The sequence below is a fragment of the Mycolicibacterium sediminis genome (genome assembly GCF_010731735.1).
GTDB lineage: Bacteria > Actinomycetota > Actinomycetes > Mycobacteriales > Mycobacteriaceae > Mycobacterium > Mycobacterium sediminis.
Genome location: NZ_AP022588.1, coordinates 2,576,503 through 2,597,808, shown reverse-complemented (window position 1 = coordinate 2,597,808; position 21,306 = coordinate 2,576,503). Strand labels below are relative to the sequence as shown.

Annotated in this window: 19 protein-coding genes; 11 read left to right on the top strand and 8 right to left on the bottom strand. The window is 70.3% G+C overall.

Translation table 11 applies throughout. The annotated features are described in order from the left end of the window. Nucleotide 1: 1 nt before the first annotated feature. Nucleotides 2–871: a MaoC family dehydratase gene (locus G6N64_RS12465; protein ID WP_163797331.1), complete on the bottom strand. Its 870-nt coding sequence runs from the start codon at nucleotides 869–871 to the stop codon at nucleotides 2–4. Between the two features lie 93 nt (nucleotides 872–964). On the opposite strand from G6N64_RS12465, the gene G6N64_RS12460 reads away from it, so the two are divergent. Both G6N64_RS12460 and G6N64_RS12455 read left to right on the top strand, forming a co-directional pair. Next, the gene (locus G6N64_RS12460; protein WP_174266800.1) at nucleotides 965–2,971 is read left to right on the top strand and encodes an SDR family oxidoreductase; all 2,007 of its coding nucleotides are present in this window, start codon (nucleotides 965–967) and stop codon (nucleotides 2,969–2,971) included. Between the two features lie 25 nt (nucleotides 2,972–2,996). Then, nucleotides 2,997–4,049 (top strand): nucleoside hydrolase, encoded by a 1,053-nt coding sequence (locus tag G6N64_RS12455; protein WP_281361501.1) that lies wholly within the window; start codon nucleotides 2,997–2,999, stop codon nucleotides 4,047–4,049. A 6-nt stretch (nucleotides 4,050–4,055) separates the two neighbouring features. Here G6N64_RS12455 and G6N64_RS12450 read toward each other — a convergent pair whose 3' ends face one another. From G6N64_RS12450 to G6N64_RS12435, 4 genes are read right to left on the bottom strand one after another with little or no spacing between them, the layout of a single operon-like run. Next, a complete protein-coding gene (locus G6N64_RS12450; protein ID WP_163797328.1) occupies nucleotides 4,056–4,478 on the bottom strand; it encodes an organic hydroperoxide resistance protein in 423 nt (140 codons plus the stop codon). Further along, nucleotides 4,475–4,936, bottom strand: coding sequence for a MarR family winged helix-turn-helix transcriptional regulator (locus G6N64_RS12445; protein ID WP_163797326.1), 462 nt, complete (start codon nucleotides 4,934–4,936; stop codon nucleotides 4,475–4,477). Before G6N64_RS12445 ends, G6N64_RS12450 begins: the two co-directional genes overlap by 4 nt. A 43-nt stretch (nucleotides 4,937–4,979) precedes the next feature. Continuing rightward, nucleotides 4,980–6,548, bottom strand: a complete 1,569-nt coding sequence (locus tag G6N64_RS12440; protein WP_163801684.1) for a DNA polymerase Y family protein — start codon at nucleotides 6,546–6,548, stop codon at nucleotides 4,980–4,982. Between the two features lie 31 nt (nucleotides 6,549–6,579). Continuing rightward, nucleotides 6,580–7,287, bottom strand: a complete 708-nt coding sequence (locus G6N64_RS12435) for a DnaE2-dependent mutagenesis accessory factor ImuA' (protein ID WP_163797324.1) — start codon at nucleotides 7,285–7,287, stop codon at nucleotides 6,580–6,582. 320 nt (nucleotides 7,288–7,607) lie between these two features. Between G6N64_RS12435 and G6N64_RS12430 the strand changes: the two genes are divergently transcribed. The 9 genes from G6N64_RS12430 to G6N64_RS12390 all read left to right on the top strand — a co-directional run bounded on the left by G6N64_RS12430 (nucleotide 7,608) and on the right by G6N64_RS12390 (nucleotide 16,767). Continuing rightward, nucleotides 7,608–7,841: a hypothetical protein gene (locus tag G6N64_RS12430; RefSeq protein WP_163797322.1), complete on the top strand. Its 234-nt coding sequence runs from the start codon at nucleotides 7,608–7,610 to the stop codon at nucleotides 7,839–7,841. 68 nt (nucleotides 7,842–7,909) lie between these two features. After that, entirely contained in the window at nucleotides 7,910–9,523 is a 1,614-nt protein-coding gene (locus G6N64_RS12425) for a S53 family peptidase (RefSeq protein ID WP_163797320.1), read from the top strand. After that, nucleotides 9,520–10,737: a zinc ribbon domain-containing protein gene (locus G6N64_RS12420; protein WP_163797318.1), complete on the top strand. Its 1,218-nt coding sequence runs from the start codon at nucleotides 9,520–9,522 to the stop codon at nucleotides 10,735–10,737. Before G6N64_RS12425 ends, G6N64_RS12420 begins: the two co-directional genes overlap by 4 nt. Beyond that, the gene (locus G6N64_RS12415) at nucleotides 10,734–11,453 is read left to right on the top strand and encodes a hypothetical protein (RefSeq protein ID WP_246231126.1); all 720 of its coding nucleotides are present in this window, start codon (nucleotides 10,734–10,736) and stop codon (nucleotides 11,451–11,453) included. Before G6N64_RS12420 ends, G6N64_RS12415 begins: the two co-directional genes overlap by 4 nt. A gap of 104 nt (nucleotides 11,454–11,557) precedes the next feature. Beyond that, nucleotides 11,558–12,556, top strand: a complete 999-nt coding sequence (locus G6N64_RS12410) for an alpha/beta hydrolase (protein ID WP_163797316.1) — start codon at nucleotides 11,558–11,560, stop codon at nucleotides 12,554–12,556. Further along, nucleotides 12,553–13,407 carry an SDR family NAD(P)-dependent oxidoreductase gene (locus tag G6N64_RS12405; RefSeq protein ID WP_163797315.1) on the top strand — a complete coding sequence of 285 codons (855 nt, stop codon included), beginning with the start codon at nucleotides 12,553–12,555 and terminating at the stop codon, nucleotides 13,405–13,407. The genes G6N64_RS12410 and G6N64_RS12405 overlap by 4 nt, the downstream gene beginning before the upstream one ends. A gap of 15 nt (nucleotides 13,408–13,422) precedes the next feature. Then, complete coding sequence (locus G6N64_RS12400) at nucleotides 13,423–14,337, top strand: ferritin-like domain-containing protein (protein WP_276018139.1); 915 nt, start codon at nucleotides 13,423–13,425, stop codon at nucleotides 14,335–14,337. After that, entirely contained in the window at nucleotides 14,334–15,845 is a 1,512-nt protein-coding gene (locus G6N64_RS12395; protein WP_163797310.1) for a flavin-containing monooxygenase, read from the top strand. The genes G6N64_RS12400 and G6N64_RS12395 overlap by 4 nt, the downstream gene beginning before the upstream one ends. Nucleotide 15,846: 1 nt before the next feature. Then, the gene (locus G6N64_RS12390) at nucleotides 15,847–16,767 is read left to right on the top strand and encodes a MerR family transcriptional regulator (RefSeq protein WP_174266798.1); all 921 of its coding nucleotides are present in this window, start codon (nucleotides 15,847–15,849) and stop codon (nucleotides 16,765–16,767) included. 2 nt (nucleotides 16,768–16,769) lie between these two features. On the opposite strand, the gene guaA is transcribed toward G6N64_RS12390, so the two are convergent. From guaA to G6N64_RS12375, 3 genes are all read right to left on the bottom strand, one after another. Beyond that, a complete protein-coding gene (gene guaA / locus G6N64_RS12385; RefSeq protein ID WP_163797309.1) occupies nucleotides 16,770–18,329 on the bottom strand; it encodes a glutamine-hydrolyzing GMP synthase in 1,560 nt (519 codons plus the stop codon). A gap of 18 nt (nucleotides 18,330–18,347) precedes the next feature. Beyond that, the gene (locus G6N64_RS12380; protein ID WP_163797307.1) at nucleotides 18,348–20,084 is read right to left on the bottom strand and encodes an FAD-dependent oxidoreductase; all 1,737 of its coding nucleotides are present in this window, start codon (nucleotides 20,082–20,084) and stop codon (nucleotides 18,348–18,350) included. A gap of 71 nt (nucleotides 20,085–20,155) precedes the next feature. Then, on the bottom strand, nucleotides 20,156–21,283 hold the full coding sequence (locus tag G6N64_RS12375) for a GuaB3 family IMP dehydrogenase-related protein (RefSeq protein WP_174266948.1): 1,128 nt from the start codon (nucleotides 21,281–21,283) through the stop codon (nucleotides 20,156–20,158). Nucleotides 21,284–21,306: the final 23 nt, after the last annotated feature.

The following is a 21,306-nucleotide window of genomic DNA, read 5'->3' as shown; positions in this document are numbered from 1 at the left end:
ATCAGTCGACGTACTCGGCGGTGCCGTCGTCGAGCACGACGCGGGCATTGGAGCCGTCGGCCTCGGCCGCCTCGGTGCGGTACACGGCGTGGCCGGGCTCGGTGCGCCACACCGACGTCGTCAACGTCTCGCCCGGGAACACCGGGGAGGTGAATCGCGCGCCGACCGCACGGATCCTGGTGGCGTCGCCGCCTCCGAGTTCGGCGACGAGGACGCGGCCCGCGACGCCATAGGTGCAGAGCCCGTGCAGGATCGGTCGCGGAAAGCCCGCGAGGTTCTGCGCGAACCAGGGATCGCTGTGCAGCGGATTGCGATCGCCGGACAGCCGGTAGATCAGCGGCTGATCCTCGGTGGTGGGCAGAGCCACCGTCGCGTCGGGCTCGCGATCCGGGAACTCGGGTGCCGGCGCACGCTCACCGGGCCGACCGCCGAAGCCGCCCTCGCCGCGGATCACGGCCGTGGACACCGTCTCTGCGACGACGTCGCCGGTCTCCGGGTCGGTGCCGACGCCCTTGAACACGAGGATGGCGTTCTTGCCCTCGCCCTTGTCCTGGATGTCGACGACCTCGGAGTGCACGTTCAATGTCCCGGCCGGCGGCAGGGGCGCGTGCAGCCGGATCTGCTGGCTGCCGTGCAGGAGCATGCCGAAGTTGAACGAGCCGACCTCGCCGACCGCGCCCCACGCGGGGCAGGCGATGACGGCGTACGTGGGCAGCACCTGCTGGGGGATGTCGTGGCTGTTCTCGGTGGTGAAGGCGAGGTCCCCGACGCCCGCGCCGACGCCCAGCGCGTAGAGCAGCGTGTCGCGGTCGGTCCACTCGTAGGGCTGCGGCTCGGTCGTGGCTCCGATGGCGTCGGGATTGATCGGCATGGCGGTCTCCTGGGTGAGCGACGGGTCGGGACGGAAGTCGTGTCGGACGATAGCCGGTTGACGTATGCCCGGGGGAGGGTGACCATGACTCGCATGCGCTATGTCGTTACCGGCGGTACCGGGTTCATTGGTCGCCGTGTCGTCACCGAGATCCTGTCGCGTCCCACGCCCGAGGACGGCCCCGCCGACGTGGTCGTGCTGGTGCGCCGCGAGTCGCTGTCCCGGTTCGAGCGGCTCGCCGAGCGGTGGGGTCCGGGCGTGACCCCGCTGGTGGGCGACCTCGCCGCACCCGACCTGGGCCTGAGCGAGCAGACGATCACCGACCTCGGCGACGTCGACCACGTGGTGCACTGCGCGGCGATCTACGACATCACCGCCGACGACGCCGCCCAGCGCGTCGCCAACGTCGACGGCACCCGTGCGGTGGTCGACCTCGCCCGCCGCCTCGACGCCACCCTGCATCACGTGTCGTCGATCGCCGTCGCGGGCGACTTCCGCGGCGTCTATACCGAGGAAGACTTCGACGTCGCCCAGAACCTCCCGACGCCGTACCACCAGACGAAGTTCGAGGCCGAGATGCTGGTGCGCTCGGCACCCGGCCTCCGCTTCCGGGTGTACCGGCCCGCCGTCGTCGTCGGCGACTCCCGCACCGGCGAGATGGACAAGATCGACGGCCCGTACTACTTCTTCCCGATCCTCAACCGGCTCTCCAGACTGCCGTCGCTGACGCCGATCGCGCTGCCCGACGCCGGCCGCACCAACGTCGTCCCGGTGGACTACGTGGTCGACGCGATGGTGCACCTGATGCACGTCGCCGGCCGCGATGGCCAGACGTTCCACCTCACCGCGCCGACGTCGACCGGGTTGCGCGGCATCTACCGCGGTGTCGCCAGGGCGGCGGGTCTGCCGCCGCTGCGCGCCACACTGCCGCGCGGCGCCGCGACGCCGCTCATCAAGGCCACCGGTCGGGTGAAGGTGCTGCGCAACATGGCCGCCACCCAGCTGGGCATCCCGGCCGAGATCCTCGACGTCGTCGACCTCGCGCCGGAGTTCAGCGCCGACAACACCGCGGACGCGTTGCGCGGCACGGGGATCGAGGTCCCGGCCTTCTCGACGTACGCGCCGAAGCTCTGGCGCTACTGGGCCGAGCACCTCGACCCCGACCGCGCCCGGCGCGACGACCCGGCCGGCGCCCTGGTGGGCAGGCACGTCGTGATCACCGGCGCCTCGAGCGGCATCGGCCGGGCCTCGGCGGTCGCGGTCGCCGAACGCGGCGGGACGGTGTTCGCGCTCGCCCGCAGCGCCGACGCCCTCGACGACCTGGTCACCGAGATCCGCGAGAACGGCGGCAGCGCATACGCATTCACGTGCGACGTCACCGACTCGGCGTCGGTCGAGCACACCGTGAAGGACATCCTCGGCCGGTTCGGCCACGTCGACTACCTCGTCAACAACGCGGGCCGCTCGATCCGGCGTTCGGTCAGCGCGTCCACCGACCGTCTGCACGACTACGAACGCGTCATGGCGGTCAACTACTTCGGGTCGGTGCGCATGGTGCTTGCGCTGCTCCCGCACTGGCGGGAGCGCCGGTTCGGGCACGTCGTCAACGTGTCGAGCGCGGGCGTCCAGGCCAACAGCCCGAAGTACAGCGCCTACGTCCCCACCAAGGCCGCGCTCGACGCCTTCGCCGACGTGGTGGGCACCGAGACCCTGTCGGATCACGTGACGTTCACCAGCATCCACATGCCGCTGGTGAAGACGCCGATGATCGCGCCGTCGCGACAGCTGAACCCGATTCCGGCCATCACCCCCGAGCACGCCGCCGCGATGGTGGTGCGCGGTCTCGTCGAGAAGCCGTCACGCATCGACACGCCGATGGGGACGCTCGCCGACCTGGGCACCTACTTCGCACCGCGGCTGTCCCGGCGCATCCTGCACCAGCTGTACCTCGGCTACCCCGATTCACCCGCGGCGCGCGGGATCGCGACCGCCGAGGAGGCCCGCAAGCCACGCCGGCCCGCCCGATCCGGCGTCCCGAGCGTGCGGGTGCCCGGGCCGGTCATGCGCGCCGTCCGGCTCGTCCCTGGCGTGCACTGGTAGGTGGTCGAGCCCTATCGTGGGCGGCGTGACAGCGGCTGATGCGGTGATCCCCGTCTTCGCCGACGTCGACACCGGCGTGGACGACGCGATGGCCCTGGCCTACCTGTTCGCGAGCGCCGATGCGCGCGTCGTCGGCATCGCCTCGACCGCGGGCAACGTCCCCGTCGATCAGGTGTGCGCCAACAACCTCGGACTCCTCGAGCTGTGCGGGACGAGCGAGATCCCGGTGTCCAAGGGGTCGCAGCGGCCGCTGGCGATCCCGCTGCGCACCGCCGAGGACACCCACGGCCCGGAGGGCATCGGCTACGCGCAGCTGCCCGTCGGCGGCGGGACGCTCACCGACTACGACGCCGCACAGGCCTGGGTGCGCGCGGCCCGCGAGTACCCGGGCGAACTCGTCGGGCTGGCGGTCGGTCCGCTGACCAACCTGGCCTTGGCGCTGCGGCTGGAACCCGCCCTGCCCCGGCTGCTGCGGCGGCTGGTGATCATGGGCGGGGCGTTCGGTTACCGGGGCAACACCACCCCGGTGGCGGAGTGGAACGTCAACGTCGATCCCGAGGCCGCCGCCGAGGTCTTCTCGGTGTGGGGCGCGGCGTGGGGACTGGAGCCGCCGGCCCACCTGCCGATCGTGCTCGGCCTGAACCTGACCGAGAACGCCGTGATGACGCCGTCGACGCTCAGCAGGCTTGCCGCAGCTGCCAATTCGTCGACGACGCCGATGAGCGTGCTGGACGACCGAGGCACGCGGTCGGCGGCGGCGAATCCACTGATCCGGGTGCTCGAGGACGCGATGCGGTTCTACTTCGAGTTCCACTTCGACCAGGGCGAGGGCTACATCGCGCACCTGCACGACCCGCTGGCCGCGGCCGTCGCCCTCGATCCCGACCTGGTCCGCTACCGGCAGGCGACCGTCGACGTCGAACTCACCGGCACGCTGACCCGCGGCATGACGGTGCCCGACTGGACCGGGCACTGGGGCCGCCACCTCAACGCACGCGTCGGGATCGACGTCGACCCAGGCGTGTTCTTCGAGCGCTTCATCGCCCGGGTCGGGCCGTTCGCCGCGACGCTGGCCTGATGGGCCTCAGTCGTCGGAGACGGTGAGCGTGACCTCGATGTTGCCTCGCGTGGCATTCGAGTAGGGGCACACCTGGTGCGCCTTCTCGGCCAGCTGCTGCGCCGTGTCGTGATCGAGGTTCGGCAGCGTGACCTCGAGTTCGACCGCGAGACCGAAGCCGCCGCCGTCGATCTGGCCGAGCGACACCCGCGCGCCGACCGATGAATCCGTGACGTCGGCCTTGTCCTGCCGGGCGACGAGCCGCAGCGCGGAGTGGAAGCAGGCCGCGTAGCCGACCGCGAAGAGCTGCTCGGGATTGGTGCCGTCGCCACTGCCGCCGAGTTCGGTGGGCGAGGCCAGGTCGAAGTCGAGCCGGCCGTCGGAGGAGCGGCCGTGGCCGTCGCGACCGTCGCCGGTGGCCAGCGCCTCTGCGGTGTAGAGCGTCTTCATTCTGGTGTCCCTTCTTCTGGTGTGCGCCGTGCGGACGCACTGAGCGCATCGTTGAGGCGGCGGACCGCATCGCGGAGATCCGCGGCGTCGCGTTCGGTCATGCCGGTGGCGGCGAACAACTGCTCCGGAATGCACTGCGCCCGGCCCTCCAGCCGACAGCCGGCCGGAGTGAGGGCGACGTCGACGAGCCGCTCGTCGCTGGTCGACCGCCGACGGCTCACGTACCCGTTGGCCTCCAGTCGCTTCAGCAGCGGCGACAGCGTGCCGGAGTCCAGCTGGAGCCGCTCGCCGAGGCGGCCCACGCCGACCGTGCCCTCCTCCCACAGCACCAGCAGGACCAGGTACTGCGGGTAGGTGAGGTTCATCTCGGTCAGGACCGGCCGGTAGGCGGCCGTCATGGCTCGCGATGCGGTGTACAGCGCGAAGCAGAGGTGATCGTCGATCCCCAGTGCGGCCATGAATCCGACGGTAGCCCACAATTGAATTGTGCACAACCGATGACTACTCGTAGATGCCCTCCAGGTACCACCGCCGCTGCCGGTAGCACAGCAGCATCGCGCACCCGGCGCTCGACCGGGCCGAACCGTCGAGCAGCACCTGCATGCGGGCCGTGCGCCCCGTGGCGGAATGCTCCGGATCCCACCATCTCTCGTCGACCGGCCACGGCCCTGCCCACCAACTGAGCGTGCCCGCCGCGGCCCGGTCGGCGGGCAGCGCCGCGGAGACCCGCAGCCGCGCCGGATCCGCGGAGAGCAGCCCGCGGCCGGTCACCCGCACCGGGTTGTCGTCGACGTCGAGCAGTTCCACCGGATCGTCGAGCAGCACCGTGGGCGACGGCTCCGGTAGCCTGCCCGGCCACGGCTGCGCCGGGTCGGCGCGCGGCACCGGCTCGTCCCCCAGCGGGGTGAACGTGATGCGTTCGGCGGGCCCCCGCCCACCGCTGAGCACCGGGACGCGCACCGCGTCGGGACCCAGCAGACCCTGCACCCGCACCAGCGCGCGGCGGGCCCGTAGCCGGTCCTCGTCACCCGACGAACCCCACAGCGGCAGCTGCAGCGCCGAGGCCGACACCACCTCCACCGGATGCAGCCGCAGCAGGGTGATCGGCGCGGTCGGACGGTCCTGCATGCGCCGGTTGAGCCAGCCGTCCAACTGCCAGCGCACGCGGTCTGCGGTGGCGTCCTCGGTCAGCGGCTCGGCGCACCGCCAGACGCGTTGCAGCTCCTCGCCGTTGGCGGTGACCGCGTGGATGGCCAGCCGGGTGCACCCGATGCCCGTGGCCTCCAGCGTGCGGTGCAGTTCGGCGGCCAGCGACCGTCCGGCGAACGCCGCCGCGTCGACCCGGTCGATCGGCGGATCGCAGTCGAGGACGGCGTCGAGGTCGGCCGGGGGTTCCCGACCGGACGGCCCCCGCGACGACTCCCCACGGGCGAACCGGTGAGCGACCGTCGCGTCCACCCCGAACCGGGACGTCACGTCGGTCCTCGACAGGGCGGCGAACCGGCCGACCGTGCGGATGCCCATGCGCCACAGCAGGTCCACCAGTTCGTCGCGGCCCGGCTCGGCCAGGCTGGGCTCGGCGGCCAACTGGCGGATGGACAGCGGGGAGAGGAACCGGGCGTCCTCCCCCGGCTCGACGATGCGACCGGCGCGGGCGGCGAACACCGCGGTGGGCAGGTGGTCTGCGATGCCGACCTGGCACTCCGCACCGGCGGCGGCCACGGCGTCGACCAGGCGCTCCGCCGCCGCCTGCTCCGATCCGAAGTACCGGGCCGCGCCGCGCACGGACAGCACCAGCAACCCGGGCCGCAGCACCTCCGCACGCGGCACCACCTCGTCCACGGCGGCGGTCACCCGCTCGAAGTGGCGCGCGTCGCGGGCCGGGTCGGCGGCCACGACGTGCAGGGAGGGACAGCGCGCCTGAGCCTCCCGGCGTCGCAGGCCACGGCGCACCCCCGTGGCGCGCGCCGCCGCCGAGCAGGCCACCACGCGGTTGGCCAGCGTCACCGCCACCGGCGCGGTGGCCGGCAGACCCGCCGCCGCGGCCGCCGCGACGGCCGGCCAGTCCATACACCAGATGGCCAGCACCCGGCGGGTCACGTCAGCCACCCACGGCCCGCACCGGATCACTGGACCTGGCGCGACCCCGCAGGGCCAACCGGACGTGGGCGATCCGGCCACACCCCGGTACCGGCGGCCCGGACCCCGCACCCGTCACCTCGTAGCCGGAGACCTTCGCCTCCAGCCTGGCCGACGCACCCGGCCAGTCCCCACCCGCCACCAGGAGGGTGCACTGCTTCTGCCGGGCCCTGGCCGTCACCGCCCGTGCACGGGTGGGCGCCACCGATCGTCCGCCCAGGTTCAGCACCACCAGATCCAGACCGTCCATCAGGACCGCCGCCACCTCGACGGGATCGGCACCCGGGTCCGGTACGACGGCGAGCCGACTGAGGTCCGCACCCATCTCGACGGCGGCCAACAGGCCGACGTCGGGCATGCCGACGATGGCCACGTGGCCACCCTCCGACGTCACCGAGGCCACCACGCCGAGCATCAGCGAACGAGCCCCGGACACCACCGCCACAGCTCCCCTGGGCAACGCGCCAGGTAGCAGATCGGCCAGCGATTCCGGCATCGGCAGCAAATTCTCCGAGGTCGGCAGGAGCCCGTCCTGGACCCCAGGGGTAGGCTGCACCGAACCACCCCGGGACGCCACCCTCCCCGACATCGCCGCCATCTTGCGACGAAGCTGTTCTACCTGCTCAGCACGGTCGGACGGGTGGTCGCGCAGGCTTGCGAGGCGAGTCACTGCAGTACCTCCCGCACCATCCGAATCATGCGTTCAATCGAACACTTGTTCGATACGACGAGTAAACACTCACCCACTGACACCGTCAAGCGGTCGGGGGCGGATGAGACGTCCACGGGTTCGCCCCGTTCAAGATCACGAGTTCCTGCGGCGATCGGGCCTGGTGAGCTAGAGTTCGATCATCGGAACCCACTTCGGAATGGGGCCGGTGTACGACTCGGGCTGGTGACGGGACGTGCGGAATCGTCCGCGGTTCGCCGAAGATCACATGTTCATTACTCGGGGATGGTAAGGACAGCATCATGAAGTCGAATCGTCGTATGGCTCGTCGCATCGCGGCAGCCGTTGGCGGTACCGCAATCGTCGCAATGGTCGGACTGACCGCGGCCTGTGGCACCGACGAGGAAAAGGCGCCCGAAACGTCGACCACCACGAGCACCACGGCGCCGTCCGTGTCGCCCACCGAGAAGTCGATCAACCCCACGGGCGGGAACCTGTTCACGCCTCCGGTCAAGGCGCCTCCCGCGCCGACGGCCCTTCCTGGCGACAACTGACGCCACGCGGTCCCCGGGAGCGCTCGTGGTCACGAGCGTCTCCGGGGTCCTGCAGGCCTGGCACCCGCATGACTCCCCGACGTGACCGTCCAGGTCGCTGGCTGCTGATCGTCGTCGCCGCGGCCGTGCTCCTGGTCGCATCCGACATCCGGACGTCCCCGACTGCAACGGGACCCGGTGACATCGACGGCCCGTTCGCACTCCTGCTCGCGGCGTCGACCGATCTCGGCCCCGCGCGCGGCGACCACGTGCAACTCACCGCTGCCCTGACGGCGCCCCGACGTCCCGCGACGCTCACCGAGTGGGCTCGCACGCATGGACTCTCGGTGCGCTGGCGAGAGGGCGACTCGTGGGCCATCGTCGACGGCGCACCCTCGGAAGTGGCCGAGGCCCTCGACGTCGAGGTGCACGACTACCGCGGTCAACGCGGCCAGGAGTTCTACGCCTCACCTCAGCAGCCGCTGGTCCCGGACGTCCTGCACGGCGAGGTCACCGAGTGGGGACGGATCCTCAGCTACACCCCGCATGGGATGTCGCGACCCGACATCGTGCCCCTGGACGTGCCGGACCGCGGACTCGACCCGACGGCCCTGCTCAACACCTACAACGTCACCCCGCTGACCCGGGCCGGCTTCACCGGCAAGGGCCAGACGATCGTCATCTACGCCTTCGACGGCTTCAAGCAGGAGGATCTGGACACCTTCGCGACGACGTTCGGGTTGCCGAGGTTCACCCCCGTCGTCGTGGGCGGATCGCCCGGCGAGGCCCGCGGTGAACTCACCATGGATCTCGAAGTGGCACATGCCATTGCGCCCGACGCGACCAAGGTCGTCGTCAACGCCCGGCCCACCGTGGAGGGCGAGGGCGGGTACGTGAAGATCGGCCAGATGCTCGAGGACACCAACCGCCGCTTCCCGGGCGCGGTGTGGAGCTTCTCGATCGGGTGGGGCTGCGACAAGCTCCTCACCGCCGCCGATCTGCAGCCGGTCCGCTCGGCACTCGTCGACGCCCACCTCAACGGCACCAGCTCGTTCAACGCCAGCGGCGACCTCGCCGGCCTGGAGTGCAAGGGCGGCGACGACTGGGATTCGCCGCCGGGACCCGACGACGTCGGACTGGACTCCGTCGCATCGCTGCCCGAGATGACGAGCGTCGGTGGCACCACCCTGTCGACCGATGCCACCGGCCGTTGGCTCTCCGAACAGGCGTGGTTCGACGTACCGCTGTCCCAGGGCACCGGCGGCGGGGTGTCAACCCTGTTCGACGCGCCACCGTGGCAGCAGGGCATCCTCGGCGACGTCGACCCGGACCGGCACGGCGACAAGCGGATGACGCCGGACATCGCCGCGGTGGCCGACCCGTTCACCGGCGTGAAGATCGTCCTGAACGGCGACCTCGTGGTGGGTGGCGGGACGTCGCAGTCGGCGCCCATCTGGTCGGCGATGACCGCGGTGATGAACCAATACCTGCTGGCCAACGGCGGCCGCCTGATCGGCGAGGTCAACCCGGTGCTGTACCGCATCGCCGCGGGCGCACCGCTGCCCGCCTTCCGCGACGTGACACTGGGCGGCAACGCCGTCGACACCGCGGGACCGGGATACGACCTCGTCACCGGCCTGGGCACACCGGACGTCGACAACCTGGTCCGCAACATCCTCGTCCTGCAGAGAGCATCCCGATGAGCACCGACGACACCACCACCGGACCCGACCGCCCGCTGATGGAGTGCGGCGTCTGCCAACTCGACGTGCCCGCGGGCGAGTACTGCGGGCTGTGCGGCGGTCATCTCGGCGACGCGGCGCACACGGGCCCGGGATGGTTGCGGCGCAAGTCCTTCAGCGCCGCACCGGGTGAACACCTGTTGATGCCGAACATCGTCAGCACGCTGTTCCCCCACCTGTCGCCACGCTCCCGGGTGCCCTTCCTGGTCGGGCTGGGCCTCATCCTGGCCGCGCTGCTGGCCACGACCGTCTTCCGGCTTCCCGCCGCCCTGGTCACCGTGGCTGCCCTGGGGCTGCCGCTGATCTTCCTGATCTACCTGCAGGAGGCCGACGTCCACCGCGACATCCCGTCGGTGACGCTGGTCGCGACGGCGACGGTCGGGATCGGGATCGGCGTGGGGTGGGTGCTGATCACCGGCGAGATGGTCTCGAACGCCTACGACGTACCGCTGGGCGCCGGGGTCGCCGCCTCCCGGGTCCTTCGGGAGGGCCTCGGCGTACCCATCGGCGGCATGCTGCTGATGCTGGTGCCCGCCGTGGTCATCCGCTTCACGAGGCGCGGTGACCAGGAATCGTTGGACGGCTTCGCAATCGGAGCCCTGGGCGCCCTGATGTTCACCGCGGCGGCGACGCTCACCAGGCTGGCTCCGCAGTTCAGCGCGGGCATGATCGCCCGCGGCCGGCCGATGGACGGACTGATGGTCGAGGCGGGCATCCGCGGCATCGCGGTACCGCTCACCGCGGCCTGCGTCGGCGGCCTCCTCGGCGCCGCACTGTGGTTCGAGAGGCCGCCCAACAAGAAGAACCAGCACCGCAACTACGTTCGCCTGGCGCTGTTCGTGATGGGCTTCGTCGTCATCGCCCTCTACGCCGGCCTCGGCCTCGTCGACATCGCGCGCGTCCCCCAGTGGGTGCAGTTGGGCGTACACCTCGCCATTGCCGGCCTGGCGCTGCTGGTCCTGCGGGTCGGCCTGCACCTCGCGCTCCTGCACGAGGCGCACGACGACGTCGATCAGGACTCGCCGATCCTGTGTCCGCAGTGCCGACACGTCGTGCCCGACATGCCGTTCTGCGTGGCGTGCGGGGCGGCGACGCGGGCCGCCTCCCGCTCGTCGCGTCAGGCGCGCCGGGAGCACCGGCCAGTCCTCCACGTCGACGGAGCGGAGTCATCGTGACGACCATCGCACCGGGCCACACCTACTTTTCCGGCACGTACGACGTTCCCGAGCAACGGGATACGAGCCACCGGCACCTGGTGGTGGTCTGGGTGCTGGCGATCGCCCTGATCGCCGCCGGCCTCGTCGCGGTGTCCGGGGCGCTCGACACGCCGACCGCGCGCTACGTCTGTCCGCCGGACTGCGGCACCCCGCCCTTCGGCGAGCCCGTCACGATCAACCCGCGGTTCACCGCCGCCGACGGCTCGTTCACGGTCGCCTATCCCGCCGAGGGCGCCGCCTACAACGTCACGAAGGACTCCGACGGCATCAACGCAGACCTGCTGGCAGGGGACGGGGGAACGCTGCAGCTGTTCAGCAGACCGGCGCTGGGACGTCCGCCGCGGGACATCGCCTACGACCTGATCCGCGAGAGCATCCCCGACACCAAGACCGCCTACGAGATCCCGAACGCGATGGTGGGGTACCAGCCGGGATTCGGTGTCGCTGCGGACCATTGGCCGCAGGGCGCCACCGCGAGCTACTCGCGGATGCGCGTGCTGGTCATGGTCGCGGTGAAGAACGACCTGGCGCTCATCGCCGCTGCGCACGGGCCGTACCACGCCTTCGGCCCCGAGTTCGGCTCCGGCAAGCCCTCGGCGGCCAACCTCCAGATCGCCCTCGACATGGGCAAGTTCGTCAACAGCTTCACCTGGCGGGGCGACCCCGCGCGGTAGGTCGCGCTGGCCGTGACGCGGCCCTCCTCGTGCCAAATGGTGACATTGACTAATGTCACCATTGCTGGTGTACTCATCGGACGCTTCGACCAACGGAGGTCCGAATGCCCGCCAACCCGGCCGTCGAGCACACCCATGTGCCCGCCCGCGGTTCCCTGAGATCACGTGGCGCCGCCACGGTCAGCGGTCTGACACTGCGTCAGATCAGCGCCGTCCTGCCCCCCGAACGCGCATGGGGCCTGTGGGCGTCGCGCCAGATCATCGCCCGGATCATGGATGCCTTCGGCCCGTCGCTGGCCGGCACCCGCGTCGACCCCGTCGACGTGACGCTGCCGGACGGCAGGCGGGTGAAGGGCGAGTGGGTGTACGGCAACGGCGTCGAGGGCTCGACCGACCGGGCCGTCTACTTCCTGCACGGCAGTGGCTTCGCGCTGTGCTCGCCGCGCACGCATCGCCGACTGACCGCGTGGCTGTCACGCCTGACCGGCCTGCCGGTGTTCGTCGTCGACTACCGACTGGCGCCGCGGCACCGCTTCCCCGCCGCCTCGATCGACGTCCGGGCGGGCTGGGACTACCTGCAGGGCGAATGTGGCCTGGCGCCCGAGAACATGGTCATCGCAGGCGATTCCGCGGGTGGGCACCTCGCGGTGGACCTGCTGCTGCAGCACGACGTCGCGCACCCCGCGGGCCTCGCCCTGTTCTCGCCGCTGATCGACCTCACCTTCGGGCTCTCGCGCAGCCGGGAGGAGCTGCGCCGTGACCCCGCGATCCGCGCCGCCGACGCCGCCAAGCTGATCGGGTTGTACTGCGGCGACCACGATCTCGCGGACCCGCGCCTGACGCTGGACGTGGCGGGCGGCCGGGTCATGCCGCCGACGCTGATCCAGGCGGGTGGCGGGGAGATGCTCGTCACCGACGCCCGCCGGCTCGCCGCCGACGTCACCGCCGCCGGTGGTGACTGCGACCTCGAGGTCTGGCCCGACCAGGTGCACGTATTCCAGGCACTGCCGCGCCTCGCCCCCGACGCCGTCCCCGCGATGCGCAGGGTCGCGGGCTTCATCGCCGACGCGTGGCGCGTCACCGGCGAGAGGGCAGCGGGATGAACCCCTTCGGAATCCTCGGCTCCGTCAAGCGCAGCCGCGACGCCGACGCCGTCATCACCGGGGCCGGCAGCGGCATCGGTGCCGCCTTCGCCGCCGAACTCGCCCGTCGCGGCGGGCGGGTGGTGTGCAGCGACCTCGACGAAGCCTCGGCCACGGCCACCGCCGACGCCATCGTGGCCAAGGGCGGCGAGGCCACGTCGGTCCGCTGCGACGTCACCTCCATCGACGACGTCGCGCAGCTGGCCAAGGAGGCGCAGTCGTTCTTCGGCGGCGCACCCACCCTCGTCGTCAACAACGCCGGCGTCGGCGCGGGAGGCACCGCGATCGGCGAGTCGGATCTCGACGACTGGAACTGGGTGCTCGGCATCAACCTGTGGGGCCCGATCCACGGCTGCCACGTCTTCACGCCGATCCTGCGCGACGCCGCCCGCACCGACGACCGGCCGCGAGGCATCATCAACGTCGCCTCGGCGGCCGCGTTCGGAGCCGCACCCGGCATGGCCGCCTACAACGTCAGCAAGGCCGGCGTGCTGTCGCTGTCGGAGACGCTGGCGGCGGAGCTGTCGGGCACCGGCATCGGCGTCACCGCCCTGTGCCCGACCTTCGTGAAGACCAACATCGTGGGCGCGGGCCGGATCACCGAGGGGTCGACCCAGCTCGCCGACACGCTGATGCGTTGGACCGGTTTCTCCCCCGAACGGGTGGCCCGGACGTGCCTGGACACCCACGACCGCGGCGGCCTCTACTGCATGCCGCAGCCCGACGCCCGAATCGGCTGGGGCATCAAGCGATTCACTCCGACGGCGTACACCCGCGCCGTCGGCTTCACCACCCGCATGACGACTTCTTAGGAGAGCACAGTGGCCATGGACATGGACGTGATGCTGGCGAAGATCAAGGACAAGCAGTGGGCCCTCGCCGACATCGACTGGGACGCGCCGGGTGCCGAGAAGATCACCGACGAGATGCGCCCCAAGCTCAAGGCCTTCATGGCCGATCTGTGCTGGATCGAGAACGTGGGCGCCCGTGGGTTCGCCGCGATGGCCAAGAAGGCGCCGACGCCGGCACTGGCCGAGATCTACCGGTACTTCCACGCCGAGGAGCAGCGCCACGCGAACGCCGAACTGGCACTGATGAAGCGGTGGGGCATGCTCGACGACGGCGAGATGCCGGAACCCAACGTGAACATCCGGCTGGCGATCGACTGGCTCGACACCTACGCCGACGGCATGTCGCTGTCGATCCTTGGCACGGTCATCCCGATGCTCGAGGTCGCCCTCGACGGCGCGCTGCTGAAGTTCCTCCTCGAGGAGGTGCACGACCCGGTGTGCCACCAGGTCTTCGAGAAGATCAACAACGATGAGTCACGGCACATCGCCGTCGACTTCGAGGTGCTGAACCTCATCGGTCAGGCCGACGCCCGCCGGTTGCTCGTTCAATTCGTCGGCAACATCGCCTCCCCCGCGCTCATCCTGGGCATCATCATGTACGTCCCGCTGCTCAACCGGATGCGCAACAACATCGTCGACATGGGCCTGCAGCCCGAGAAGCTGTACAACGCGATGAAGCGGTTCAAGACGCTCGGCGAGCGTGGCGAGACCACCTGGCGGGTGCCCACCTACCAGCTGCTGAAGCTGCACTCCCGCATGGTCGTCAAGCCGAACAACCCCTACCACTGGGTGGCCAACCCGATGGTGTGGGCGTCGGACTACTACCCGAAGAAGCTGCTCAAGCCCATCCCCACGTGGTTCAAGGAACTCACCCACGAGCCGGCGGCATGACGGTGGGCACCCGCGTCTACGACACCCTGATCGTCGGCACCGGCTTCACCGGCATCGGCACCGCCATCAAGCTGACCCAGGCCGGCGTCGACGACTTCGTCATCCTCGAGCGCGACGATCAGGTCGGCGGTACGTGGCGCGACAACACCTATCCCGGTGCGGCGTGCGACATCCCGTCGCTGCTGTACTCCTTCTCGTTCGTCGCGAACCCGACCTGGTCGCGCGCCTACTCCCCGGCCGGCGAGATCCGCACCCACATCGAGGACATGGTCGACAGGTTCGACCTGCGGCGCCGCATCCAGTTCGGCGTCGAGGTCGACGGCCTGGAGTTCGACGAGGCCGAGGGCACGTGGACGGTGAAGACAACCGGCCGCAAGCGATTCCGCGCCCGCTCGGTCGTGCTCGCCTCGGGTCCGCTGTCCGATCACCGGTGGCCGGAGATCCGCGGCCTCGAGTCCTACGAGGGCCACAAGATCCACAGCGCCAACTGGGATCACGACTACGACTTCACCGGCAAGCGGGTCGCCGTGATCGGCACCGGCGCCAGCGCGGTGCAGATCGTCCCCGAACTGGTCAAGAAGGCCGGCTTCGTCAAGGTGTTCCAACGCACGCCCGGGTGGGTGATGCCGCGCCTCGACGTCGCCACGCCGGAGGTCGCACAGACCGCCTTCGCGAAGGTGCCCGCGGTGCAACGCGTCGCACGGCAGGCGCTGTACTGGGGCCACGAGGCCACCGCCACCGCGCTGGTGTGGAACTCACCGCTGACCGGGCTGGTGAAGCGTCTGAGCAAGGCGCACCTGCACCGTCAGGTGAAGGATCCGTGGTTGCGTCGACAGCTCACGCCGGACTTCACCCCGGGGTGCAAGCGGATGCTCGTCTCCAGTGACTACTACCCGGCGCTGCAACGCGACAACTGCAAGCTGATCGACTGGCCGATCGCGCGGATCAGCCCGGTCGGCATCCGCACCAGCGACGGCATCGAGCACCACCTCGACGCGATCGTCTTCGCGACGGGATACGACGTGCACCTCACCGGTCCGCCGTTCCCGGTCACCGGCGTCGGCGGACGATCGATGGCGCAGGAGTGGTCCGGTGGGGCGCAGGCATACAAGAGCATCAACGCCCACGGCTACCCGAACCTCTTCATCATGACGGGACCGAACTCCGGGCCGGGTCACAACTCACTGCTCGTCTTCGTCGAGGGCCAGATCGACTACGCCGTCGCGGGAATCACCACGATTCTGCGCAACGACCTGCGCTTCCTCGACGTGCGGGCGGACGTACAGCAGCGGCACAACGAGGTGCTGCAGAAGCGGCTGACCAAGACGACGTGGATGAGCGGCTGCAACAGCTGGTACCTGACCGCCGACGGTTTCAACGCGTCGATGTATCCGGGATTCGCGACACAGTATCTTCGACAGATGCGCGACTTCCGATTCACCGATTACGAGGCGGTGGCCCGCGACGCGGGTTCCCATCGCCTGCGTGCGGTCACGTCGTCGGCCTGACGTGTCGGCACGGCAGCCCAAGCAGCAGGCAGGGACGTTCTCGACGATCCTGACCAACCTGCGTCGGGCGCCACGGCAGATCCGGCGCGGATCGCGCGACGTGATCGAGACGGCGGTCTCGCAACTGTTCGATGCCGCCGTCTCACCGCACGGCGTGGAGGCGGCGGGCGAGTACCGCATCGAGGAGCTGGCGCGACTCGCGGGAACGACCACCCGCAACATCCGGGTGTATCGGGACCGCGGGCTGCTCCATCCCCCGCTGCGTGTCGGCCGCATCGCGCTGTTCAACGACACCCACCTGACCCGGCTGCGGTTGATCACCTCGATGCTCGACCGGGGCTACAACATCGCGCACGTGCACGAGATGCTGTCCGCCTGGGAGCAGGGCAAGGACATCGGCGACATGCTGGGCCTCGAGTCGGCGATCGCCGGCAGCTGGGCCACCGAGCGCCCCGAGCGGATGCCCGAGGCCGACGCGCGCCGGCTGGTCGACGACGATGCTTCCTTCGAACGGATGCTCGGCAACGGCGTGATCCGGCGCGACGACGAGGACCCCGATCGCGTCACGGTGGTGCGGCCCAAGCTGATCGAGATCTTCAACGAGATACGCGAGTACGGCGTCGCGACCGACAAGCTGGTCGACCTGCACGAGCAGATCGCGCCGCTGGTCGATCAGATCAGCGGCCTGCTGGTGCAGGCCGGCGTCGAGCACGTCGTCGATCGCATCAAGCCGGGTGAGTCACTTCCGCCCGACACCGAGATGGCGGAGCTGATCACGATGCTGATCCGGTTCCGCACGCAGGCGGTCAGCGCGGTGACCGCCACGCTCGCGTTCTCGATCGAGACGACGATCGAGTCGGCCGTCAGTCAGATCCTCGGCGCGTACATCGCCAAGGAAGCGGAGGCCGACGTCGAGAGCTGACGTCACTCCCACTCGATGGTGCCCGGCGGCTTGCTCGTCACGTCCAGGACCACGCGGTTGACCTCGCGCACCTCGTTGGTGATGCGCGTCGAGATCCGTTCCAGGACTTCGTAGGGCACCCGCGTCCAGTCGGCCGTCATGGCGTCCTCGCTGGACACCGGCCGCAGGACGATGGGGTGGCCGTAGGTCCGGCCGTCGCCCTGCACGCCCACCGACCGCACGTCGGCCAGCAGCACCACCGGGCACTGCCAGATCTGGTTGTCCAGCCCGGCCGCCGTCAGCTCCTCGCGGGCAATGGAGTCCGCCCGGCGCAGGGTGTCCAGCCGCTCCGCGGTGACCTCGCCGACGATCCGGATGCCCAGCCCGGGTCCCGGGAAGGGTTGCCGCCCAACGATCTCCTCGGGCAGTCCGAGTTCGCGGCCCACCGCGCGCACCTCGTCCTTGAACAGCAGCCGCAGCGGTTCGACGAGCCCGAACGTCAGGTCGTCGGGCAGTCCGCCCACGTTGTGGTGGCTCTTGATGTTCGCCGTGCCGGATCCGCCGCCGGACTCGACGACGTCCGGATAGAGGGTCCCCTGCACCAGGAAGTCGACCTCGCCGCCGCCGTCGGTGACGATGTCGCGCACCGCCCCCTCGAACGCCCGGATGAACTCTCGGCCGATGATCTTGCGCTTGCCCTCGGGATTGGTGACCCCGGACAGTGCCTCGAGGAAGCGGTCGGCCACGTCCACGGTGACGAGGTTGGCGCCGGTCGACGCCACGAAGTCGCGCTGCACCTGTCCGCGCTCGCCGGCCCGCAGCAGGCCGTGGTCGACGAACACGCACGTCAGCCGATCCCCGATCGCGCGCTGCACCAGCGCCGCCGCCACGGCCGAGTCCACGCCGCCGGAGAGGCCGCAGATGGCCCGGCCGTCGCCGACCTGGGCGCGCACCTGCTCGATGAGCGCCTCGGCGATGTTGGCGGCGGTCCACGTGGCGCCGATGCCCGCGAAGTCGTGCAGGAAGCGGCTGAGGATCTGCTGCCCGTGCGGGGAGTGCATCACCTCGGGGTGGTACTGCACGCCCGCCAGTCGGCGCTCGCGGTTCTCGAACCCGGCGACGGGCGCCCCCGCGCTGGTGGCGACGACCTCGAAGCCGTCCGGCGCCGCGGTGACCGCGTCACCGTGGCTCATCCAGACCGGTTGCGTCTCGGGCAGATCCGAGTGCAGTGACCCGCCGGTGACCGACAGTTCGGTGCGGCCGTACTCGCTGGTGCCGGTGTGGGCGACGGTGCCGCCGAGGACCTGCGCCATCGCCTGGAACCCGTAGCAGATGCCGAACACCGGGACGCCGAGGTCGAAGACCGCCGGGTCCAGTTGCGGTGCGCCCTCGGCATACACGCTCGCCGGGCCGCCGGACAGGACGATCGCCTGCGGGTCCTTCGCCCGGATCTCCTCGATGCTGGTGTCGTGCGGGATCACCTCGGAGAAGACCCGCGCCTCGCGGACGCGGCGTGCGATGAGCTGCGCGTACTGGGCACCGAAGTCGACCACCAGCACGGGACGCGGAGCGGGGGAATTCACCCGCCCAGTCTAGTGGCGTCAGCCGGTGGACCTGACCGGCTCGATCGGCAACCAGCGCAGCGCCGCGGGGGCGTTGGCGGGGACCACCGGACGCTCCGGCTCGATGGGAGCGAGCCGGCGGTAGGGCTCGCCCTGAGCGGGCCGGAGGTCCTCCTGGCCCTTGTTGGGCCACAGCGCCGCTGCGCGCTCGGCCTGCGCGGTGATGGTGAGCGACGGGTTCACCCCGAGGTTCGCCGACACCGAGGCACCGTCGACGACGTACATGGTCGGGTAGTTGTACACCCGCTGGTACGGGTCGATCACGCCGTGCTCGGCGTCGCTGCCGATGGCCGCACCGCCGAGGAAGTGTGCGGTCAGCGGGATGTTGAACAGCTCGCCCCACGTACCGCCCGCCACGCCGTCGATCTTCTCGGCGATGCGCCGGGTGACCTCGTTGCCCGCGGGGATCCACGTGGGGTTGGGCTCGCCGTGGCCCTGCTTGCTCAGGTAGCGCCGGACACCGAACCTGTTGCGCTTGGTGTAGGTCGTGATCGAGTTGTCGAGGTTCTGCATGACGAGCGCGATCATCGTGCGCTCACTCCACCGCCGCGGGTTGAGCAGACGCAGGGTGCCCCGCGGATCGGCCTTGGCCGCCTGAATCAGCTGCTTCCACCGTGGCACGCCCGTGCCGTCGGGCAGCACGCCGTCGGTCATCAGCGTCTGCAGCAGTCCCATCGCGTTGGAGCCCTTGCCGTACCGGCACGGCTCGATGTGGGTGTCCTCGGTCGGGTGGATCGAGGAGGTGATGGCGACGCCGTGGGTCAGGTCGAGGTCGTCCTTGACCCGCAGGCGGCCCGCACCGACGATCGACTCCGAGTTGGTGCGGGTGAGCACGCCCAGCTTGTCGGACAGTTCGGGCAGTCGCCCGGTGTCGCGCAGCTTGAACAGCAGCTTCTGCGTGCCGTAGGTGCCGCCGGCGACGATCACCTGGGACGCCGTGTAGGTGGTCTTCTTCCGACGCACCCAGCGGCCGGTGCGCATGGTGTGCACCTTCCACGACCCGTCGGCCTGCGGCTCGAGGTCGGTGACCGTGGTCATCGGGATGACGTCCGCGCCACCGGATTCGGCGAGGCCGAGGTAGTTCTTGAGCAGCGTGTTCTTGGCGCCGTAGCGGCATCCCGTCATGCACGAGCCGCACTCGATGCAGCCGGTGCGCTCGGGACCGGCGCCGCCGAAGTACGGATCGGGGACGCGCTTGCCCGGCGTCTTCTCGCCGTCGGGGCCGAAGAACACGCCGACGGGGGTCGGCACGAAGGTGTGCCCGACGCCCATGTCGTCGGCGACCTCCTTCATGATCCGGTCGGCGTCGGTGAAGGTGGGGTTGGTGACGACGCCGAGCATGCGCTTGGCCTGCTCGTAGTGCGGCATCAACTCCTCGCGCCAGTCGGTGATGTCACGCCACTGCGCGTCCTTGAAGAACGGGTCCGACGGCACGTAGAGGGTGTTCGCGTAGTTCAGCGATCCGCCGCCCACGCCCGCGCCCGCCAGGATCATGACGTTGCGCAGCAGGTGGATGCGCTGGATGCCGTACATGCCGAACTGCGGCGCCCACAGGAACTTGCGCAGGTTCCAGGATGTCTTCGCCATGTCGGTGTCGGCAAACCGCCTGCCGGCCTCGAGCACGCCGACGCGGTAGCCCTTCTCGGTGAGGCGCAGCGCGCTGACGCTGCCACCGAAACCGGAGCCGACGATCAGGACGTCGTAGTCAGGATCCATGAGCCCATTATGAACTTACCGACGGGTAGCTTGCTAGACAGGCGACCCTAACTTGTAAAGCGTCGGCGTCCCTAGCTGCCGACGGTCAGGCCGACCTTCTGGAACTCCTTGAGATCGCAGTAGCCGGCCTTGGCCATCGCTCGGCGCAGACCCCCGACGAGGTTCAGCGAGCCGAACGGGTCGTCCGACGGGCCGGACAGCACCTGCTCGAGTGACGGCCGCTCGCCGACGGCAACCTGCAGGAGGGCACCACGCGGCAAAGATGGGTGCGCTGCCGCCGACGGCCAGAACCAGCCGTCGCCGAGTGCCTCCTTCGCCGCGGTGAGCGGGGTGCCCAGGACGACGGCGTCGGCGCCGCACGCGATCGCCTTCGCGAGGTCACCCGAGGTGTGGATGTCGCCGTCGGCCAGCACGTGGACGTACCGGCCGCCGGTCTCGTCGAGGTACTCGCGACGCGCGGCCGCGGCGTCGGCGATCGCGGTCGCCATCGGCACGCTGATGCCGAGGACCTCGCTGCTGGTGGTGGCGCCCCACGTCGACCCGTAGCCCACGATCACGCCGGCGGCACCGGTCCGCATCAGGTGCAGCGCGGTGCGGTGATCCAGTACGCCGCCCGCGACGACGGGGACGTCGAGTTCGGAGATGAACGTCTTGAGGTTCAGCGGTTCGCCGTCGGTGGCGACGCGTTCGGCGGAGATGATCGTGCCCTGGATGACAAGGAGGTCGATGCCTGCCGCGACGAGCACCGGCGTCAGCGCCTGGGCGTTCTGCGGGCTGACGCGCACGGCGGTGGTGACCCCCGCGTCCCGGATCCGGGACACCGCGGCGCCCAGCAGGTCCGGGTCGATCGGGGCGGCGTGCAGTTCCTGCAGCAGCCGGACGGCGGCCGACGGCTCCGGGTCCTTGTTCGCCGCCTCGACCACCTGCGCGACCTTGGCCTCGACGTCGGCGTGCCTGCCGATCAATCCCTCGCCGTTGAGGACGCCGAGCCCGCCGAGGCGGCCCAGCTCGATCGCGAACTCCGGCGACACCAGCGAGTCGGTGGGATGCGCGACCACCGGGATCTCGAAGCGGTAGGCGTCGAGTTGCCAGGACGTCGACACGTCCTGGGACGACCGCGTCCTGCGGGACGGGACGATGTTGATCTCGCCGAGTTCGTAGGTGCGGCGGGCGGTTCTGCCCATGCCGATTTCGACCATGTCACGCATGACTCGTGTGTCCC

What these genes read in the sequence shown, in the direction of transcription:
- G6N64_RS12465 (WP_163797331.1), bottom strand. Translation starts at nt 871, where the DNA reads ATGCCGATCAATCCCGACGCCATCGGAGCCACGACCGAGCCGCAGCCC.
- G6N64_RS12460 (WP_174266800.1), top strand. Translation starts at nt 965, where the DNA reads ATGCGCTATGTCGTTACCGGCGGTACCGGGTTCATTGGTCGCCGTGTC.
- G6N64_RS12450 (WP_163797328.1), bottom strand. Translation starts at nt 4,478, where the DNA reads ATGAAGACGCTCTACACCGCAGAGGCGCTGGCCACCGGCGACGGTCGC.
- G6N64_RS12445 (WP_163797326.1), bottom strand. Translation starts at nt 4,936, where the DNA reads ATGGCCGCACTGGGGATCGACGATCACCTCTGCTTCGCGCTGTACACC.
- G6N64_RS12440 (WP_163801684.1), bottom strand. Translation starts at nt 6,548, where the DNA reads ATGGACTGGCCGGCCGTCGCGGCGGCCGCGGCGGCGGGTCTGCCGGCC.
- G6N64_RS12430 (WP_163797322.1), top strand. Translation starts at nt 7,608, where the DNA reads ATGGCTCGTCGCATCGCGGCAGCCGTTGGCGGTACCGCAATCGTCGCA.
- G6N64_RS12425 (WP_163797320.1), top strand. Translation starts at nt 7,910, where the DNA reads ATGACTCCCCGACGTGACCGTCCAGGTCGCTGGCTGCTGATCGTCGTC.
- G6N64_RS12420 (WP_163797318.1), top strand. Translation starts at nt 9,520, where the DNA reads ATGAGCACCGACGACACCACCACCGGACCCGACCGCCCGCTGATGGAG.
- G6N64_RS12410 (WP_163797316.1), top strand. Translation starts at nt 11,558, where the DNA reads ATGCCCGCCAACCCGGCCGTCGAGCACACCCATGTGCCCGCCCGCGGT.
- G6N64_RS12405 (WP_163797315.1), top strand. Translation starts at nt 12,553, where the DNA reads ATGAACCCCTTCGGAATCCTCGGCTCCGTCAAGCGCAGCCGCGACGCC.
- G6N64_RS12400 (WP_276018139.1), top strand. Translation starts at nt 13,423, where the DNA reads ATGGACATGGACGTGATGCTGGCGAAGATCAAGGACAAGCAGTGGGCC.
- G6N64_RS12395 (WP_163797310.1), top strand. Translation starts at nt 14,334, where the DNA reads ATGACGGTGGGCACCCGCGTCTACGACACCCTGATCGTCGGCACCGGC.
- G6N64_RS12380 (WP_163797307.1), bottom strand. Translation starts at nt 20,084, where the DNA reads ATGGATCCTGACTACGACGTCCTGATCGTCGGCTCCGGTTTCGGTGGC.
- G6N64_RS12375 (WP_174266948.1), bottom strand. Translation starts at nt 21,283, where the DNA reads ATGGTCGAAATCGGCATGGGCAGAACCGCCCGCCGCACCTACGAACTC.